Annotated in this window: 12 protein-coding genes; all 12 read left to right on the forward strand. The window is 35.1% G+C overall.

Annotated features, from left to right (window positions below; translation table 11 throughout):
• The first annotated feature begins 156 nt into the window (after nucleotides 1-156).
• The 12 genes from ACJJV4_RS17555 (at nucleotide 157) to ACJJV4_RS17610 (ending at nucleotide 21308) form a co-directional block, all read left to right on the forward strand.
• Nucleotides 157-2427 (forward strand): aconitate hydratase, encoded by a 2271-nt coding sequence (locus ACJJV4_RS17555; RefSeq protein ID WP_405296698.1) that lies wholly within the window; start codon nucleotides 157-159, stop codon nucleotides 2425-2427.
• Nucleotides 2428-2783: 356 nt separating this feature from the next.
• Complete coding sequence (locus ACJJV4_RS17560; RefSeq protein ID WP_405296699.1) at nucleotides 2784-4637, forward strand: arylsulfatase; 1854 nt, start codon at nucleotides 2784-2786, stop codon at nucleotides 4635-4637.
• Nucleotides 4638-4691: 54 nt separating this feature from the next.
• On the forward strand, nucleotides 4692-6476 hold the full coding sequence (locus ACJJV4_RS17565; protein ID WP_405296700.1) for an arylsulfatase: 1785 nt from the start codon (nucleotides 4692-4694) through the stop codon (nucleotides 6474-6476).
• A 33-nt stretch (nucleotides 6477-6509) separates the two neighbouring features.
• On the forward strand, nucleotides 6510-8423 hold the full coding sequence (locus ACJJV4_RS17570; RefSeq protein WP_405296701.1) for a glycoside hydrolase family 97 catalytic domain-containing protein: 1914 nt from the start codon (nucleotides 6510-6512) through the stop codon (nucleotides 8421-8423).
• 48 nt (nucleotides 8424-8471) lie between these two features.
• Nucleotides 8472-9878 (forward strand): sulfatase, encoded by a 1407-nt coding sequence (locus tag ACJJV4_RS17575; protein WP_405296702.1) that lies wholly within the window; start codon nucleotides 8472-8474, stop codon nucleotides 9876-9878.
• A gap of 44 nt (nucleotides 9879-9922) precedes the next feature.
• Entirely contained in the window at nucleotides 9923-11533 is a 1611-nt protein-coding gene (locus ACJJV4_RS17580; RefSeq protein ID WP_405296703.1) for an arylsulfatase, read from the forward strand.
• A 99-nt stretch (nucleotides 11534-11632) separates the two neighbouring features.
• Complete coding sequence (locus tag ACJJV4_RS17585) at nucleotides 11633-13591, forward strand: DUF1565 domain-containing protein (protein ID WP_405296704.1); 1959 nt, start codon at nucleotides 11633-11635, stop codon at nucleotides 13589-13591.
• An 18-nt stretch (nucleotides 13592-13609) separates the two neighbouring features.
• Nucleotides 13610-14413 (forward strand): SGNH/GDSL hydrolase family protein, encoded by an 804-nt coding sequence (locus ACJJV4_RS17590; RefSeq protein WP_405296705.1) that lies wholly within the window; start codon nucleotides 13610-13612, stop codon nucleotides 14411-14413.
• Nucleotides 14414-14536: 123 nt separating this feature from the next.
• Nucleotides 14537-16021 carry a sulfatase-like hydrolase/transferase gene (locus tag ACJJV4_RS17595; protein WP_405296706.1) on the forward strand — a complete coding sequence of 495 codons (1485 nt, stop codon included), beginning with the start codon at nucleotides 14537-14539 and terminating at the stop codon, nucleotides 16019-16021.
• 60 nt (nucleotides 16022-16081) lie between these two features.
• Complete coding sequence (locus tag ACJJV4_RS17600) at nucleotides 16082-17020, forward strand: alpha/beta fold hydrolase (protein WP_405296707.1); 939 nt, start codon at nucleotides 16082-16084, stop codon at nucleotides 17018-17020.
• A gap of 63 nt (nucleotides 17021-17083) precedes the next feature.
• Nucleotides 17084-18064 carry a hypothetical protein gene (locus tag ACJJV4_RS17605; RefSeq protein ID WP_405296708.1) on the forward strand — a complete coding sequence of 327 codons (981 nt, stop codon included), beginning with the start codon at nucleotides 17084-17086 and terminating at the stop codon, nucleotides 18062-18064.
• Nucleotides 18065-18347: 283 nt separating this feature from the next.
• Nucleotides 18348-21308, forward strand: a complete 2961-nt coding sequence (locus ACJJV4_RS17610) for a DNRLRE domain-containing protein (protein WP_405296709.1) — start codon at nucleotides 18348-18350, stop codon at nucleotides 21306-21308.
• Nucleotides 21309-21345 lie beyond the last annotated feature (37 nt).

Genomic DNA, 21345 nt, shown 5'->3' on the forward strand with positions numbered 1-21345 from the left:
CTTTATTTTATTAATTTTTGAAGTTGAATATTAACAACGGCACGTGCTGTAGTATAATTATTTAACGTTATCAAAATGTGAAAATATGATTGTAATAATTCTATATTTTGTACATTGTAGTAATTAAATTTCAAATAACAAAAAAACAAATATTTTATGGCATTTGACATCGACATGATTAAGGAGGTTTATACAAAAATGGCAGAGCGTGTAGACAAAGCACGAAGCATTGTAAATAAACCATTGACACTTTCTGAAAAGATTTTATATTCTCACCTTTGGGACGGAAACCCAACAAAGGCTTTCGAGAGAGGTAAGGATTATGTAGATTTCGCACCAGATAGAATTGCTTGCCAAGATGCAACAGCACAAATGGCTTTATTGCAATTTATGCAAGCCGGAAAATCCAAAGTAGCAGTGCCAACTACCGTACATTGCGATCACTTAATTCAGGCTAAAGAAGGAGCAGCAAAAGATTTAAAACATGCTAATAGTGTAAGTAGTGAGGTTTTTAATTTTTTAGAATCTGTATCAAATAAATATGGTATTGGATTCTGGAAACCAGGTGCAGGTATTATTCACCAAGTTGTTTTAGAAAATTATGCATTTCCGGGAGGAATGATGATTGGTACCGATTCTCACACAGTAAACGCTGGTGGTTTAGGTATGGTAGCTATTGGTGTTGGTGGGGCAGATGCAGTAGATGTTATGGCCGGAATGGCATGGGAGCTTAAATTTCCAAAATTAATAGGTGTTAAGTTAACAGGTAAATTATCTGGTTGGACAGCACCCAAGGATGTTATTTTAAAAGTAGCCGAAATTCTTACTGCAAAAGGCGGTACCGGAGCAATTGTAGAATATTTTGGGCCTGGAGCAACATCAATGTCTTGTACAGGTAAAGGAACCATTTGTAATATGGGAGCCGAAATTGGAGCGACTACATCTACTTTCGGGTATGATGAGTCTATGGAGCGTTATTTACGTGCTACCGATAGAAGCGATGTTGCAGATGCTGCAAACGCGGTTAAAGATTACCTTACAGGAGATGATGAAGTCTATGCAAATCCTGAACAATATTTTGATGAACTTATAGAAATAAACTTAACAGAATTAGGCCCCTTGTTAAACGGGCCGTTTACACCAGATTTATCGACACAAGTTGGTAAGGATATGAATGAAAAAGCTACCGCTAACGAGTGGCCTCTAAAAGTAGAATGGGGTTTAATTGGTTCGTGTACCAATTCATCTTATGAAGATTTGTCTCGTGCATCATCCATAGCGCAACAAGCCTTAGATAAAGGTTTAAAAATGAAATCTGAATTAGGAATTAACCCAGGATCAGAGCAAGTGCGTTATACAGCAGATCGCGATGGAATTCTTGGTATTTTTGAAAAATTAGATGCAAAAATATTTACAAATGCCTGTGGGCCATGTATTGGACAATGGGCAAGATATAGCGACCCAAAGAACGCACCAAAAAATAGTATTGTACACTCGTTTAACCGAAATTTTGCGAAACGAGCTGATGGAAATCCAAATACACATGCTTTTGTTGCCTCTCCAGAAATAACAGCAGCCATTGCTATTGCAGGTCGTTTAGACTTCAATCCAATGACAGATAAGTTAATTAATGAAAATGGTGAAGAAGTAATGTTCGATGAGCCAACTGGGTGGGAACTACCTCCAAAAGGATTTGAAGTTAAAGATAATGGATACCTTGCGCCAGAAGCCGATGGTAGCCACGTGCAAGTAAAAGTTGCTGAAGATTCGGAGCGTTTACAATTGCTAACACCGTTTACTCCGCTTGGTAATGATATTACAGGTGCTAAACTATTGATAAAAGCCTTAGGTAAATGTACTACCGACCATATTTCTATGGCGGGACCTTGGTTGCGCTTTCGTGGGCATTTGGATAATATTTCAAACAACTGTTTAATTGGTGCCGTTAATGCATTTGGTGAAAAAACTAATTTTGTTAAAAACCAATTAACTGGGGATTTTGGAGGTGTGCCTGATACAGCGCGTGCTTACAAAGCAGCGGGAATTAAAACTATTGTTGTGGGAGACCATAATTATGGAGAGGGATCTTCTCGTGAGCATGCTGCTATGGAACCTAGACATTTAGGTGTTGCTGCCGTAATAGTAAAATCGTTTGCACGTATTCACGAAACAAACCTTAAAAAGCAAGGTATGTTAGGTTTAACATTTGCCAACGAAACTGATTATGATTTAATTCAAGAAGATGATACCTTCAATTTCTTAGATATAGATACATTCGCGCCAGACAAACTATTAACTTTAGAGGTTGTTCATGTCGATGGAAGTAAAGATGTTATTAAATTGAACCATACCTATAACGACGCACAAATTGCATGGTATAACGAAGGTTCGGCTTTAAACCTGATTAAAAAAGAAAATGGAGCATAGTTTTCTAAAATTATAAATATTAAAAATCCAGCTTTCGAGCTGGATTTTTTGTTTTACATGGGTTTCTATTTTAAGTCTGTTCTTTTATCATTTTCAAAAATATTGAGATTATAAAAGATTTTTCACTCTTTATAATATACATAACAGTCAAATAAATTATTAAGTATTTAGACGTGTTTCATCTCATTTAAACCACTTTTATAACCTCTCTAAAATAGTTTAAAGTCTTGTAATATATAAAACCGTTGATAGTTTATACTTAAAGAACTATAAGTTATAGCATAATTTCTGTCGAAAAGGTATTTTCGTAAGTAATACATTTTTAAATATTTTCTCATTAAAATTTACTTAATTAAATGAAAATTAATTTCAAACAAATATTTCATTACGCTTTATTACAAGGCTTTGTTTTACTAACTTTTAGTTGTGGTTCTAGAGAAAAGAAGGAAGAACAATTAGTACTACAAGAAAAACCAAATGTTATTTTACTTGTTGTCGATGATCAAGGTTATGGTGATATTGGACGCCTTGGTAATAAGGAGATAAAAACACCTAATATCGATAATCTTTACGACAAAAGTGCGCGATTTACGCAATATCATGTGTCTCCAACTTGTGCACCAACACGTGCAGCTTTAATGACCGGACATCATTCTAATCGAGCAGGGGTTTGGCATACTGTAAATGGACGTTCGTTAATTTTAGAGAGAGAGACAACAATAGCTCAGGTGTTTAAAGATAATGGTTATGCTACTGGAATTTTTGGAAAATGGCACTTAGGAGATAATTACCCATTTCGTCCACAAGATAAAGGCTTTGAGGAAGTTTTAGTGCATGGTGGTGGCGGAATCGAGCAAACTATGGATTATTGGGATAATGATTATTTTAATGACACCTATATGCACAATGGGAAACTAGAGAAATTCGAAGGGTTTTGTACCGATATCTGGTTCAATAATGCTAAAAAATATATGGAAGAAAATCAAAAGAATAATAAGCCTTTCTTTTGCTATTTATCTACCAATGCTGCCCACACACCATATTTTGTAGAAAATAAATATTCAGATCCATATAAGGATAATGAAAATATACCAAACGCAGCTTTTTATGGTTTAATTTCTAACGTTGATGAAAATCTTGGAAAATTAGTAGAATATTTAAAAGAAATCGATTTAATGGATAACACCATTTTGATTTTTTCTACGGATAACGGAACTTCAGCAGGTGCGAAAATTGAAAAAGGAGGCGATCGTTTAGATGGTTTTACCGATAAAGGATTCAATGCTGGCATGCGCGGTATTAAAGCAAGTATGTATGAAGGTGGGCACCGTGTGCCATTATTCATTCACTGGAAAGATGGTGGTATTACTACAGGAAAAGATATTAACGAACTTACAGCACATTATGATATTGCACCAACTTTGGTCGATTTATGTGGTTTGGAAGTTAAAGAAGATTTAAAATTCGACGGAAAAAGTTTAAGACCATTAATTGATGGTGAGAATGCAGAATTTGTAGATCGTGCAGTTATAACGAATTCTCAAAGAATTGAAATGCCAGAACCTTGGAGAAGAACCGCTTTTATGAAAGGAGATTGGAGACTTGTAAATGGTACTGAATTGTACGATGTAAGTAAAGATCCAGAACAACGTACCAATGTTGCCGATCAGTTTCCAGAAAAGATGACAGCTTTTAAAGCAGAATATGATGCTTGGTGGAAAGAAATCTCGCCAGGTTATATAGATCAACCCTATATTATTGTTGGTTCGTCAATGGATAACCCAACCACTTTGCATGGTCACGATTGGCACACTACAGCTGTGGCGAGTCCGTGGCACCAACGTCACATCAGACAAGGTTATATCGACAATGGCTACTGGTTAGTAAAGGTTGCAGAAAGCGGAACGTACAATTTAAAATTACGTCGTTGGCCAATAGAAACAGGTTTGCCGTTAAACGGAATTGCTCCTGTGCGCCCAACTTTAGAAGGCACAACAGTAAGAGAAAGTGTAAAAAGTAAAGCTTTAACTATTAAAAATGCTAGAATTAAAATTCAAGATGAAGAGCAGTCTGTAGCTGTAGATCCTAATGCGGAATTTGTAGAGTTCACAGTAAATCTTAAAGCAGGAGAAACACAACTTCAAACTTGGTTTACTTTAGATTCTGGAAAAGAATTAGGTGCGTATTATACGCTCGTCGAAAAAATGTAAGTAAAACGGTATAAGTTCTTAATTTTAAGTACTGAAAAACTAATTTTTACCATAATGAGAAAAAGAACAGTATTATTCCTTTTAGTTGCCATAGTTACTTGTTTTAATGACGTTTTTGCACAATTAAAACAAAAACCAAATGTCATTATTTTAATTACCGATGATCAAGGTAAAGGCGATTTAGCCTGTGAAGGTAACCAGTTTATTAAAACACCAAACATCGATAAGTTCTATTCCGATGCGGTTCGTTTTACCAATTACCACGTATCTACAACATGTGCGCCAACAAGAGGAGCTATAATGACGGGGCGCCATAGTAATCGAGTTAATGTGTTTCATACCATTAATGGACGCTCTATTCTTTTTGAAGATGAAGTGACTTTACCCCAAATTTTTGCTCAAAATGGATATACCAACGCCATGTTTGGAAAATGGCACTTGGGTGATAATTATCCCTATCGTCCTGAAGATAGAGGTTTTCATGAAGTTATTCGTCATGGCGGTGGCGGTATAGGGCAAGGTCCTGATTATTGGGGTAACGATTATTTTGATGATACCTATTGGCATAATAGCAAAATGGAAAAGTACAACGGCTATTGCTCAGATGTGTTTTTTAAAGGTGCTTTAGATTTTATTGAAACGAATAAAGACAAGCCTTTTTTCTGTTATATTTCTACCAATGCTCCGCATTCACCTTATAATCTTCCAAAAGATTATTTCGATTTATATCAGGGTAAAAAGTATAAGGATATCAATGAAAGAACCTTGCGTTTTTATGGAATGATTACCAATATTGATGATAATTTTAAAAAGTTAGAAGATAAATTAGAAGATTTAGGTATCGCTGATAATACCATCGTTATTTTCACTACAGATAATGGAACAGCAGCAGGAAGAAGTGTTTACAATGCTGGCTTAAAAGGGGGCAAAGGGAGTCAATATGAAGGAGGACACCGTGTACCACTTTATATTAGATGGCCAGATGGAAAACTTACTGGAGGAAAAGATATTGATGAGCTTGTGGCACATTACGATTTACTACCAACGTTTGTAGATTTGTTAGGTTTAGACTTCAATCCTGTCAAGAAATTGGATGGTAAAAGTTTAACACCTTTGTTAGAAAATAGACATGCTACCTGGGAAAATCGTATTTTATATATGGATACCCAAAGAGAACAGAACCTTATAAAGTATAAAAAATATACCGTTATGGATGCCAATTGGAGATTGGTTGATGGTAAAGAATTGTATGACATAGATAAAGATTTAGGTCAAGAAAATAATATAATTTCGGGCCATCCGGAAGTTGCAGCACGGCTAAGTGTAGGCTATGAGAAATGGTGGAAATCTTTTGTAGATGAAGAAGTAAATGAACGTTATGCCTATATTAAAGTAGGCTCTTCAAAAGATAACCCAAGTCGTATTTCTGCACACGACATGATTGTTGGAAAATATAGTGGTTCATGGCATCAAAATGGCGCTATTACTGGAACTCGTGCAGGCGGTAAATGGAAAATTGAATTCGTAGAAGATGGTGAGTACAGCATTAGTTTGCGCAGGTTTCCAAGAGAAAGTAACTTAGGTATAAATGCGACATTTCCGGCTCAAGAAGGAGCTATTGAGTACGATAAAACATCGCCAGCTAGCGTAAAATCGGATTTTAAAGAAGCTTTCTTATACGTTGCTAATATTTCTAAAACTTTAGATATCAAAGCAAATGAAGATGAAGTAACCTTTAAAGGGAAAATACCTGCTGGAAAATACGATATGGAGGCGCAATTAATAGATGAAGGAGGTAGAGTGCATCCTGCTTACTATGTTTATGTTGAGAAATTGTAAATAATTTATATTAATATAAAGTGTTAATCAAGAATGAGATTAAGTTTTCAAACTATTTTTAGTGTTATATTGTTATTTGGCTTAACAAATTCTTGTGCTTTTGCAAATACGGTATTTGAAGTTAATTCGCCAACAGGAAAAATATCAGTTTTAATAAATGAAGCGAATAATGTTTTAAGTTATTCACTCTTAAAAGAAGGAAAAGAGCTAATTACTTCATCTCAAATTTCTATTTTATCAAGTGGAGCCCGACTGAAAGTTAAAGGGTCTAAAATAAATTCTCAAAATTCGACGTGGCAACCAGTTTGGGGGCAGTTTAGTGAGATTGACAATCAATACAATGAACTTGTTTTAGATTTAGATATTGAAGGTATTCAAGCAAAACTTTATGTACGTGTATTTAATGAAGGGCTTGGTTTTAGATATACATTAGATGGTTATAATGAGGGAACCGAAGCTGAGCTTTATTGTGAATATAATTTAAGTCAGAAAGATATTTTGTATTTTCCAGCTGGGGAAGGTGTCCCTTTGGGTCCAATTACTATTAAAGAATTATCTAGTATAGATAAAGCTCCTAAATTAGTAATGCCCATGGTTGTTGAGAATTCTGAAAATACATTTTTATCTCTTTTAGAGTCAGATTTATATTCATCTCCAGAATTTGGAGTTATAAATTTCAATTTTAATAAAAACAAAAATACTTTAGTTTCTTCAAACAAAACCAAGCTAAAAGGCACATTTACAACAACCCCATGGCGCGTTATTTTGGTTAATGATAAGGTAGGAGACTTGGTTACTAATACCATGCCTCTCAATCTAGCAACACCAAATCAATTAGAAGATACTTCTTGGATAAAACCCGGTAAAACCCTTTGGGATTGGCGAGTTCATGGGTATAAAGCAGAAGACGGCTTTACCTATGGTATAGACACCAAAAGTTATATGCGCTTTATAGATTTTGCAGCTGAAAAAGGTATTGAGTATTTTCTAATAGACGATTTTTGGTTCACCAAAGCAACTAGTGGGCATCTTGAAATTACAGAAAATCTTGATATAGAAAAAGTTTCTGCTTATGCTAAAACAAAAGATGTAAAGTTGATATTATATTATGATAGGCATAAAGGTGATTTTGGTGATGATAACTTGTTTCCGTATTACAAATCACTTGGTATGAGTGGCATAAAATATGGTTTTATGGGTAGTAAAGTGTTATTTACGCGTAATGCGATAGAAAAAAGCGCAGAAAACCATCTGTTAGTCGATTTTCATGACGGACCAGTTCCTTTCACTGGTATAGAGCGCACATTGCCAAATGCAATAACTAAAGAGTACTGCCATGCTCAGCAAGATTCTAGAAGAGCTTTTACGCCTGAAACTTTTATCAAAATGGCACTAATTAACGCTGTGCAAGGACCATTGGATATGAATAACGGTAACTTTTCACTAGTAGACATTAATAATGGTAACAGGCAAAAGGGCCCGAGAAAAACACATTCTTATTTTTCTACAGTAGCTTCAGAAGTAGCGCGAACATTAATTATTCATAGCGGATTAGTGTGTATCCCAGATGCCCCTGAGGCCTATGCAAAAAAAGCGGATTTGTTTGAATTTATAGAAAAAATGCCAGTAGGCAAATGGGATGATAGTAAGGTGTTACATGCTAAAATAGGCGAATATATCTCAACAGCTAGAAGACATGGTGATGATTGGTTTGTTGGCTCAGTCTATAATCAAAAAGGAGGAGCACTAGATATTAATTTAGAGTTTCTAAAAGAGAACCAAATGTATGATGCCACTTTTTATGAAGATACCAAAGATACACATTGCGAAACCAATCCGGAAGCTTATCAAATAAGAAAATTTATCGTAAAAAAAGGAGATATTTTAAATATTAAGATGGCACCAGGTGGCGGACATGCGATATGGATTAGACCTGTTATCAATTAGTTTTTAGAAATAAAAAAGTGTTTTAATAAAAAAAATGAACGAATAAATATGTATAAAATACGTGTTTTTTTATCCATACAGACTGTATTAGTCTTGTTATTTTATTCTTCGATTTGTTCGTCACAAGTTTCTCAATCGATAGAAAGAAAACCTAATATTGTTTTCATTATAGTGGATGATTTAGGCTATTCTGATGTAGAATATATGAATCAAAAAGTAGGTGTTAAAACACCAAATATTAATAAGTTAACTCAAACGGGAATGCTGTTTACAGACGCTTATGCAGCGGCACCAGTTTGTTCTCCTACCAGAGCGAGTATTGTTACAGGGAAATCTCCTGCAGCCATTAAAATTACATGTCATATTCCAGGAATGGGAATGGATAAATATTTGGAGAAATTAAACAAAGGTAAAAAGTTGAAAGAAGCTTTCTTTCTAGATCATTTACCACAAGAAGAAATCACCATTGCTGAAGCTTTAAAAACACATGGGTATTCTACAGGGTATATTGGGAAATGGCATTTAGGAGGAGAAGGGTCTATTTATACAGAAGACGGAATAGTTAATCCAAAGTTTAATCCAGATTATCATGGTTTTGATTTAAACATTGGAGGTTGTGCTTATGGTCAACCTGATAGTTATTTTTCCCCTTATAAAAATGGAACTATTAGCGATGGACCAACTGGAGAATACCTTACAGACAGATTGGGGGATGAAGCTGTTACTTTTATAGAACAAAATAAGGATAAACCTTTTTTATTGAATTTGGCAACATATACCGTGCACACACCTTTGGCAGCTCCTGATAAATTTGTTGAAAGACATGATGGCAATAAGTATTTCGCTATGATTGAAAAATTAGATCAGAATGTTGGCAAAGTAATGAACAAATTAGAAACCCTAAATTTGTTAGAAAACACTGTGGTTATCTTCTATTCAGACAATGGAGGTCTATGGGGCAATCCACCTTTAAAAGGAAAAAAGGGTACGTTAAATGAAGGCGGTATTCGTGTGCCTATGATTGTCAATTGGCAAGGTAAAATTATAGCTGGGAGCGTGTGTAATACACCTGTAAGTAGTGTGGACTTTTTTCCAACATTTCTAGCATTAGCAGGAGCAAATCCAACTGCACACTCTAAATTAGAAGGGATTAGTATGTTACCTTTATTTAATAGTGAAAATTTTTTTACAGAAAGATCTTTATACTGGCATTTTCCACATCATAGAAAGGAAGGGTTGTCAATGGGAGCAGCTATCCGAAAAGGAAAATGGAAGTATATTGTTGAGTTTGAAACAGAAAAAGAGTTTCTGTACAATTTAAAAGAGGATATGGCAGAACAACATAACTTGCTTAGTAAACATCCTATAAAAGTACAAGAACTAGCGGCCAATCTAAAAAAATGGCAAAAAGAAGTTAATGCAGAAATGCCAGCTGTTAATTTAGGTTTTAAATAATAACATTAAGCGTATTAATAAAGATGAAATTGAAGTATAAAGCAATGAAGCACATCGAATCAAGATTTAAAAAAGTCAATATTAAGTTAATAGTAAGCTGTATTGTTTTAGTAACTTTTTTAGGACTAGTAGGCTGTAGAACACAACAAACTAAACATGTTGAAACAAAACCAAACATAGTCATTATTTATACCGACGATCAAGGTTACGGCGATGTCGGTGCGCTTAATCCAGAAGCGAAATTTAGAACCCCAAATATGGATAAGTTAGCGAACGAAGGTGTTACTTTTACCGATGGCCACAGTAGCGATGCGGTTTGTACGCCGTCTAGATACAGTTTGTTAACAGGACGCTACAGTTGGAGAACGAGTTTGAAAAAAAATGTGTTACGTGCAGATGGCCCATGTTTAATTGAAAAAGATAGAATGACGATTGCTTCGTTACTTCGTGAGCAAGGTTATAGTACTGCTATGATTGGTAAATGGCATCTTCAAATGGAATTTGAAGGTGATGTAAAAACAGGTGGTCGCGATTGGTCTAAACCTTTTACAGATGGTCCCATTGAAAAAGGTTTCGATTATTTCTTTGGAATTGCTGCCTCCATGAATTATGGTATATTAACATTCTTAGAAAACAATCGTGTTCTAGATCCACCAACGTTGTTCACAAAAAAGAAAATGGATGTCACACCACGAACTTATAGAATGACACCGCCATATCAAGAAGAAAAAGCTAAAGGTTATGTTGAGGTAGCACCTTCTTTTAATGATGAATTGGTAATTAAAACGTTTGCAGATAAGGCTGTTGAATATATTGGTAATGCTGCCGATGAATCCAAATCGGGAAAACCTTTCTTTTTATACTTACCACTTACAAGTCCCCATTTACCGCATTGTACACATCCTGATTTTCAAGGGAAAAGTAATTGCGGAAATTATGGCGATTTTATGGAAGAAACAGATTATCGCATCGGGCAAGTTTTGGAAGCTTTAAAAGCAAATGGTTTAGATGAAAATACTTTGGTTATTTTTTCATCGGATAATGGAGCCGAGTCTAATTACGAATATCAGAGAGACACCTACGAACATTACAGTTGTATGAATTTTAAAGGGGGAAAACGTGATATTTATGAAGGTGGGCACCGGGTACCGTTTTTAATGCGTTGGCCAAATGCCATTAAAGCAGGAACACAAGTAAACGATCCGGTTTGTCAAACCGATTATTTAGCTACTATTGCTGATATTGTTGGGGCTAAAATACCTGATAATGCAGGAGAAGACAGTTATAGTTTATGGCCAATGATTAAGGATGAAGCTGTTAAACAAAAAGCAGATAGACCAGTGATTCACCATTCATTCACAGGACATTTCGCTATTCGCGAAGGGAAATGGAAGTTAAACATGCTTAGAGGTTCTGGTGGTTCTTTAAAACCTGTAATTATAGAACCAAAAGAAGGCGAAGCACCGTTTGAACTATACGATATAGAAAACGACCCTGGGGAAACTACAAATTTATATTTTGAACAACCAGAAGTTGTAGAACGATTAAAAGCCAAAATCACTCATATAATCGAAAGCGGAAGATCTACTGAAGGTGAAGCACAACCTTTTGTAAAAGAAAATTGGGAACAATTAACATGGATGAGCTTAAATTAAGTAAGCTTATATTGAAATTTTTAAATTGAAGTTAGTGATGTTGGCGAATAAAATTATTTCTAAAATAATAATAGAATTTGATTCTAATAAATAAATAGAATGAGAGCAAAAGTCAGCATTTTCAGAGTCTTATTTTTTGTTTGTTCTTTTATGGTTCAAGCAAAAGATTTTCATGTATCAAAAAAAGGAAATGATTTTAATGAAGGAAGCCAGAGCGCTCCGTTTAAAACTATTTCCAAAGCAGCTAAATTAGCACAACCAGGCGATTTTATTATCGTTCACAAAGGTGTTTATAGGGAGCGCATAGATCCGTTTTATGGAGGAAGAAACGAAAGGGACAGAATTGTTTATCAGGCGGCCGAAAACGAAGAGGTTTGGATTAAAGGTTCCGAAGTTATCAGTACTTGGAAAAAGCATAAAGGCTCTGTTTGGAAAGTCGTGATTGATAATAGTTTCTTCGGAGATTTTAATCCGTATCAAGAAATTCTTTATGGCGATTGGCTAACAAAAACTTACGGCAGAGATCATCATTTAGGGGAGGTTTACGTAAATGGAAAGGCTTTGTATGAGATTGATAGTTTATCTAAAGTAGCGTCTTTAAATCCTTTAAAAAGAGCAACGGATGTTGAAGGTTCTAAATATAAGTGGTATTGTGAAACTAATAACGAAACGACGACGATATATGCCAATTTTCACGATAAAAACCCAAATAAAGAGCTCGTAGAAATCAACGTGAGGTCTACTGTCTTTTTTCCGAAGAAAACAGGAATTAACTATATCACCGTTCGTGGATTTAAAATGGCACACGCAGCAACGCAATGGGCTCCACCAACAGCAGAACAACAAGGTTTAATAGGTCCAAACTGGAGCAAGGGATGGGTTATTGAAAATAACCTCATCACAGACTCTAAATGTGCAGGAATTGTTATAGGAAAAGAACGGGGTTCTGGTCAAAATGCTTGGCGTCGCGATAAAAAGAAGCATGGTACACAACGAGAGCGCGAAGTTGTTTTCAAAGCCCTACAAATGGGATGGTCTAAGGAAACAATTGGTTCTCATATCATTAGAAACAATACCATAAAAGATTGTGAACAGGGCGGAATAATAGGTCATCTAGGTTGTGTTTTTAGTAAAATCTCGAACAATCATATTTATAATATAAATGTAAAAAAGCAGTTTGATGGTTGGGAAATTGCCGGAATTAAACTGCACGCAGCTATTGATGTTCTTATAAAAAACAATTTTATACACGATAACCACAGAGGTATTTGGCTCGATTGGCAAGCACAAGGTGCTCGGGTATCGGGTAATCTTTTATTTAATAATGAAGATCAAGATTTGTTTGTAGAAGTGAATCACGGGCCTATGATAATTGATAACAATATTTTACTTTCAGAAAGAGGGATTCTTAATGCGTCTCAAGGCACAGCGTTTGTAAATAATTTAATTGCAGGAAATATACACATGAGAACGGCAACAAATAGGTTTACACATTATCATTTCCCACATTCTACGGAAGTTTTAGGAATGATGACGGTTATACTTGGTGACGATCGTTTTTATAATAATATTTTTGCGGCCAATAATGAGTCATTAGAGAAGAGTCAATATTATGGTTTGGATGCTTACAACGATTTTCCTTCGGCTTCATACCAATGGAAATCACCTGGTAGTTTAAATAACTATAATGCACAGAAGTTCCCCGTTTTTATAGATGCTAATTTGTATTTAAATAGAGCTAAACCATCCAATATAGAAACAAATCTTGTTGAAAATAAAACCTTAAATCCGGCTATTCGTTTAACTAAATCGGCCGATGGTTATTACTTAAATATTACCGCAGACGCGAGTTTTAGGCAAGTTAAAACCCAATTTATAAATACGGCTATTTTAGGTGCTGCTTTTCAATCTGAGACACCATATGAAAATCCTGATGGCTCTGCACTCATCATCAATGAAGATTATTTTGGAAGCGAAAGAACTACAGAAAAGCCATTAGTGGGCCCATTTCAGAATTTAAAAATAGGAGAGAATAGAATTAAAGTTTGGAGTAATTAAGTTTGAAGGATTGAAATTATGAGACGTAAAAAGTTTTTAAAAATTATAGGTTTTGGCACTTTAGGCATGGGGATAGCTCCATTAGCTTTTGCTAAAAATACTTATAAGAAAACAAACGAAGCCATTTGTAAACTCACTTGGGATACCTTGTGTGGTAAAATAGGTGAAATCTATAAAACTGATGCATTTGTGTATGTTCACCCTAAAAACAGAATACCAAATGTGTTTATTTATGGAGATTCTATATCCATAGCGTATTCATCTACAGTCATGAAGCTTTTACGAGAAAAAGCGAATGTATATCGCTTGTTCAAGAATGGTGGTTCTAGCGATCAGTTCATTCCAAACATGGAAAAGCTTCAAGAAAGTATGTTTCAACCCGGCTTAGAGGAAGGTTGGAAATTCAATTGGGATGTTATTCATTTCAATGTTGGTTTGCACGATTTAAAGTACCTAAAAGGAAAGCATCTAAGTAAAAAAGGTGGTAAGCAAGTGGCGTCCATTAAAACATACAAAGAAAATTTAGAGGGTATTTGTCAATATCTAAAAACGAAATTTCCGAAGGCAAAATTAATTTTTGCAACCACAACACCGGTTCCCGAAAATGCAAAAGGGCGCTTTAAAGGCGATAGTATTAAGTACAATAAAGCAGCTTTAGAAGTTTTAGTAAATCATCCGGATATTATAATTAACGATTTGTACACTTTTACCAAGCCACATCGCGAAGCTTGGGAGCAAGCACCCGGAAATGTGCATTATAAAGCTATAGGTTTTAATAAACAAGGTGAAGAGGTGGCTCGAATTATTGATGAGGTTTTATAAAAAATACTTTCATTAATAGACGAATTGACTGCATTTTCGTTAAGTTGAAAAACAAAAAAAATATATCTGAATAATCATTTAAATAGAAATATCAAAAAATTAAAAAACCAAACAATAACTAATATGCACAAATTTTTTAAACACACCCTTTTAGCTGGAGTTTTAGTCTTAGCTTTTACAAGTTGTAAAGATAAAGCAGAAACAAAATCGGAAGTTGCAGAAGCTCCAAAACGACCAAATTTTCTATTTGTATTGGTAGACGATCAATCTCCATTTGATTTACAAACCTACGATCCTAATTCAATTTTAGAAACGCCAACCATTAGTAAGTTAGCTAGCCAAGGTGTTGTTGTTGAGCAAGCACGCCACATGGGATCTATGAATGGAGCGGTGTGTACGCCATCTCGCCACATGATTATGTCTGGAAGAACGGTATGGCATTTACCGCCAAGTGCAGAATTTCAAAAGCAAACCGATCCAAACGAGATTGACGACCAAACTATTGGTGCTGTTTTTAATCGTGCGGGTTATAAAACCATGAGAACTTGTAAAAAAGGAAACTCTTATCCAGGAGCAAATAAGCAATTTACTGTGGTTCACGATGCAACAAAACGTGGCGGAACAGAAGAAACAGGAAGTGCTTGGCATGCAAAGCAAGTGCTAGAATATTTAGGAGATAGAGAAGTTGCGAAAGAAGAAGATCCATTTTTTATCTATTTCGGATTTTCTCACCCACATGATACTCGAAATGGTACGCCGGAATTGTTAGAAAAGTATGGAGCAACCAATCATAAAGATCAAAATTCATTGCCTGCTGCAAATGATAAGCAACCAGAACTTCAGGATAATTATTTAGCGGCACACCCATTTTTTCATGGACATCCACAACTTAGAGATGAGGAACGTGTAAGTGGTGTTTGGAAAAATAGAGATGAAAGAACGATAAGAAATGAATTAGGTAGAGAATATGCTTGTTCAGAGAATGTAGACAATCAATTAGAGAAAGTTTTAGCTAAATTAGAAGCTATGGGCGAACTAGATAATACTTATATTGTTTATACTTCAGATCACGGTATGGCTATTGGTCGTCATGGTTTACAAGGAAAACAAAACTTATACGAGCATACTTGGAGAGTGCCATTTATCGTTAAAGGCCCTGGGATTCCTTCAGGAAAACGTGTAACAGGGAATATGTATCTTTTAGATGTATTACCAACGTTATGCGATTTAGCAGGAATTACCGCTCCAGAAACTGCAGAAGGTAAAAGTATGGTACCTGTTTTTAAAGGAGAAAAAGAAACGGTTCGCGACGTGATGTACGGTGTTTATGCAGGCGGAACAAAACCAGGTATGAGATCTGTTAAAAAAGGTGATTGGAAATTAATTAAGTACGACGTAATGGATGGTAAAGTTAGAGAAACTCAACTTTTTAACTTAGCTGAAAATCCAAACGAATATTTACCTGAACATAAAAAAACAGGTAAAATGGAAACGGATTTAGCCGAAAACCCAAAATATGCTGAGAAATTAGCCGAAATGGAAGCTTTATTACTAGAGCAAATGGTTGCTAATGATGATCCTTACCGTCTTTGGAATCAAAAATCATAATATTTATAAAAATCTCAACATAAATAAAGTTGAGACTTTTTTTACTTTAACTCAAATGATATGAAATCAATAAAAATATCTATTCTTCTTTCTTTTTTTCTTTCAATTATGTCTATGCTTCATGCTCAGGTAGCTAGCGATTTTGGTTTTGTAGAAGGGGAGAATTATAAAAAAGATGTGGTTTATAAAAATGTAGATGGTAAACCCTTAATTATGGATATTCTATATCCTAATGCCGATGTGCTTCAAAATGAAAACCCATGGGTTGTTTTTGTGCACGGTGGTGGTTGGGCCGGCGGTGTTAAAGAGAATATTTTTAGAGATTCTTTTTTAGGGACACTAAAAACGCTTTTAGAAAACGGTGTGGTTTGTGCAACTATAGATTATCGATTAGCAAGAAAACCCGTAACATCCTACGAGTCTGTGGTAGATTGTAAAGATGCAGCTAGATTTCTTTTAAAAAATGCTGATATATTTAAACTAGATAAAGAGCAATATGGTATTTGGGGAGGTTCTGCAGGAGGGCACCTGAGTTTAGTTACGGCATTAGCTCCCGATGCACCTTTTCCCGGTGAACCGAGTTTAGCAGATATGCATCCGGAATATAAATTTGTAACTTCCTTTTTCCCGTTTACATCATGCTTAAATCCTGATATTAGACCAAATTCTATTTTTGAAGATGGTAAACTATTTAATCGTTTATTAGGTGGAACTTTAGAAGAAAAACCAGAGTTGGCTCGTTTGCTTAGTCCAACTGAGTTTTTAGATGAAAACAGTTTGCCTATTTTATTAGTACACGGCGAAAAAGATACTACGCTTCCTATTATTAATTCAATTTATATGATGCAAGTTGCTAAAGAAAAAAATGCCGATGCGCAATTGTTAGCCGTTAAAAATGCAGGGCATAGCATGTCTGGTAAAAATATATCTCCATCTTTCGAGGGGATTGCAGAGCGTTGCAGTAGTTTTATGCTTTCTCATTTAGGAGAGACCCATTAGGCTATATATAATTTGGAATAAAAGAAATATTTAAAAGATAGAAATTAAACGAGGTATTTTTAAATGAAAGGTCTTCATATTCTTTTTGCTATATTATTCGGTGTTTTCCACGGAAATAGTCAGGATATAAAATACCCAGAGGTTGAAATTAGCAACGGAATTATTAAAGCCAATTTATATTTACCTGATGCTGAAAATGGTTATTACAAAGGCACTCGGTTTGATTGGTCTGGCGTTATTTCTAACTTAGAATTTAATGAGCATACTTATTTCGGACAATGGTTCGATACAGATAAAGCGCCACCTTTTGCTACAATTATGGGGCCTGTTGAAGCTTATGCTCCAGTAAATTATAATAATGCTCCAGTTGGCGAAAGCTTTGTGAAAATAGGAGTTGGTGCACTTAGAAAAGCATCAAATGAAAATTACAGTGATTTTAAAAATTACGAGATTGTAAATCCAGGAAAACGCAGCGTAAAAGTTAAAGGCAACGAAGTTAAATTTACACATATGCTAAATACCGACAAGGTATCGTATCAATACACCAAAACCATTCGGCTTATAGAACATGAACAAAAAATGGTAATTTCTCATGTTTTAAAAAACACTGGGAAGATGCAAATTAAAACTTTCGGTTTCAATCATAATTTTTTGGTAATCGATAATCAAAGAATAGGTAAAGATTTTGAAATGGTTTTTCCTGTTAAAGTTACTGGAACAGGACGTGGTTCAGGTGATGTTTTTGACATTGTAGACAAACGTCTAGTGTTTAAGCGAGATATTGTTGGTGATGAATCTATCGCTATTAAACACTTGGAAGGATTAAATAACAATGTCGATAATTTTGATGTTAGAATACATAATGCTAAAACGGGAGCAGGCGTAAAAATTAGTGGAAATCAACCACTTTCTCGATTCCGACTTTGGGGAACGGCAACAACGATATGTCCGGAAACTTATATTGATATAAAAGTAGCTCCAGGTGAAACATATAGTTGGAGTTACTTTTACGAATTCTACGAATATAAAATAGAGCAGGATTAAACTTAGTGAAACCCAAAATAATGTCGTTTAAAAAACGACTGATTTTCAAAAATAAAATTCTCAAAAAAAATCAAATGTTAAAGTCTACTTTCTATAAGTGGGCTTTTTTTTGTTAATATCAGTTGTTGTAAGAATTAATTTCTAAAAAAGAACTTTGATTTATAGGTAAAGACCTATAATTTATAAGTAGCTTGTTATTAAATCATTATCATTATAGAGGCCTTGGGTTAGATGAAATAAAATATAATTATCAGGGTATAACTTTATAACTAAACTAGAAGAAATGAACAAAAACATTACTCAAAAGGAATTAACCAATCCCTTAAAACAAAAGAAAGCAATAAATATGTTGTTTTTCCTTTTATTATTTGCGACAGCTGCTCAGGCACAATTTATTCACCCCGGAATTACACACAAAAAATCTGATTTAGACCGTATGAAATATATGGTTGAAGCCGAAAAGGAGCCTTGGTATACATCGTATCAGGATATGGTTGCCGATACTAAATCGAGTTACAATTATGTTGTACAAGGAGATGAAACCTTTACTGAGCTTGGCAGAGATTCTGGTGTTAATGAGGGCGCATGGAATAGTGATATTAGAGCCGCTTATTACAACGCTATTGGTTGGTACATTACGGGAGATGCCAGACACGCTGAAAAAGCTATCGAAATATTTAAAGCTTGGTCTAATTTAACATCGGTTACTAGTGGAGGAACAGATGCTTTAAGCGGTGGTATTGGTTATATTATGATTGAAGCTGCCGAAATTATTAAAAGTACTTACGCCGGTTGGGAATCTAGCGATTTGCAAGCTTTTCAAGACATGTTGGTGTATCCAGGATATTCTACTACTACCGAGCCAACAGGAGAAGTTACTTTCTATTGGATGGCCTTCCAAGGAGATCCTATACGTCATGGCAATCAAGGTTTATCTGGTTTACGTACGGTTATGGCTATGGGAATATTTTTAGATAATGAAAAAATGTACGACCGCGCTTATCGTTATATAACAGGAGAATTGGATCTTCACCTAGATGATATAGCCTATCCCGCAGGTCCAAATACAAGTACATCCATAAAAGAAGCATCTTCTAATGAATATGCAGACGATTATAATGTTTCAAGAGGTTATACTATTCCTAATTATGGCTATAATGAAGTTATGACCAATTATATTTGGGAAAATGGACAATGCCAAGAAAGTTCAAGAGACCAACAGCATACAGCTTTTGGTATTGGTTTACTTACGTCTATGGCAGAAATGGCATGGAATCAAGGAGATGATCTATATAGTCATGCAGACTATAGATTGCTACTTGGCTTAGAGTATAATATGAGATATAATGTTTCGGCTATAGAAACCTACGCAGACCAACCGACTCCATGGGTTCCAACAGGAGAAGAATTTATTCAAAAGTTTGATAGAACAGGGCGTTGGTATTCAAAAGCAATGAGCCCGGTTGGAGCTGGCGAGTTCTCTGGAATTAGAACCGTTTTCGAAATGCCAGTCGCTCATTATATTGGTAGAGGTTTTAAAACAGAAGAAGAGGCAAAATGGACCTTACGCGCACGCGATAAATCTATTGAGCTAAGTGGTTATGAAAAAGCCGGATGGACCAATGACGCTATTGGTTGGGGTGGACTTACAGCACGTAGACCAGCTTTTTGTTACGGTGATCCCATAACTGGCTTCGATTCTAATAATTTACCTGTCTATAATATGCATGTGATTACAAATAATCCTGATGCAGAAAACATAATTGAAGCCGAAAATTTTGATTACGATCCCTTGAATAATGGAGAAGGTCGCGTTTATCACGACTTAAGCTCAAGTAACATGGGCGGTGCATATCGTGCCATGGATAATGTAGATATTGAAGCTATTGTAGATGGAGGTTATAATTTAACTTCTATAGAATCGGGTGAATGGCTTACGTATACAGTGTCTATTCCAGAAACAGCTAAATACAGTATTAATATTAAGTATGCAGCGTTGCAAGCTGGCGGAGCCGTAAAGTTTAGCTTTGGCGGGGTGGATAAAACAGGTGACGAAACGGTGCCTTTTGGAACTCCTAACTCTACTAGTGATTCCGATTGGAAAAATTATATTATTGCAGATAATGTAGTTTTAGAAAAAGGTGTTCAAAGTTTAAAAATTGCATTTTCTGGAGTGTCTAATGCTTTTAAATTAGATAATATTTCTTTAGAACAAACGGGCATTGTAAAAGAAGATCAAACCATTCAGTTTTTCACAATATCAAACAAAGTAATAGGCAGCGATGATTTTGATCCAGAAGCAAAAGCTAGTGCTCTATTACCAGTAAGTTACACAAGTTCAAACGAAGAAATTGCAACTATTGTAAACGGTATGGTACATATTGTTGGTGTAGGAGTTGCTACAATTACGGCTACACAAGATGGTGATACTTATTATAATGCTGCTGCCAGTGTTTCTCAAGAATTACGTGTTGTAAGTAATGTTGCAGGTACTCTGAGTTTAGAAGTAATTGACGATAGCTATGTTAGAGATGCAGGGAATGCTAATAGAAATTATGGCACAGATGGAGTAATAGTAACCGTTGCGTCTGGACGTTACGGGTATTTAAAGTTTGATTTAAGCTCTATTCCTGGGCCAATAATATCTGCTAAGTTAAGGATATATCAAAGAACAGGTTTTAAATATAATCGTAGTATTTATGATGTTGCTGATGATAATTGGGAAGAAACAGAAATTACTTGGAACACTAAACCAGCGTTTGAGAATGAACGTGCTCGTATTACAACAAATTCAACTTGGAATGAATGGGATATTTCTTCATACGCCGCTCAAGAATATAATAATGACAAAATAATAACAGCTGTTGTTAAAGATCCAATAGACCCTGAAGCTAGTGCAAAAGGTGTTGATTTTTATTCTAAAGAGTTTGATTCTGGTGATTTTACACCAGTATTGGTTATCGAATATGCAAGTATTCCATTAAGCAATGAGTCAGAAGATTTTCAATTAGAAATGTATCCAAATCCGGTATCAAATAAACTTAATATATCATTGGCTTCATCAAGCTTGAATTTAAATGAAACACATATTGAGGTATTTGCTCTAAGTGGTCAGAAAGTTATGGAAACAAAACCGAGTTCTAATCAAGTAAAACTAGATATGTCTCAATTAAACAGCGGGATTTATATGCTTATGATTTCCGATACATCGAAAAATATAACAAGAAAAATAGTGAAGTTGTAATTCAAATTAACCAACCAATTCAATCATTATTTAAAGT

Origin of the sequence: Algibacter sp. Ld11 (genome assembly GCF_045066735.1) — a bacterium.
GTDB lineage: Bacteria > Bacteroidota > Bacteroidia > Flavobacteriales > Flavobacteriaceae > Algibacter.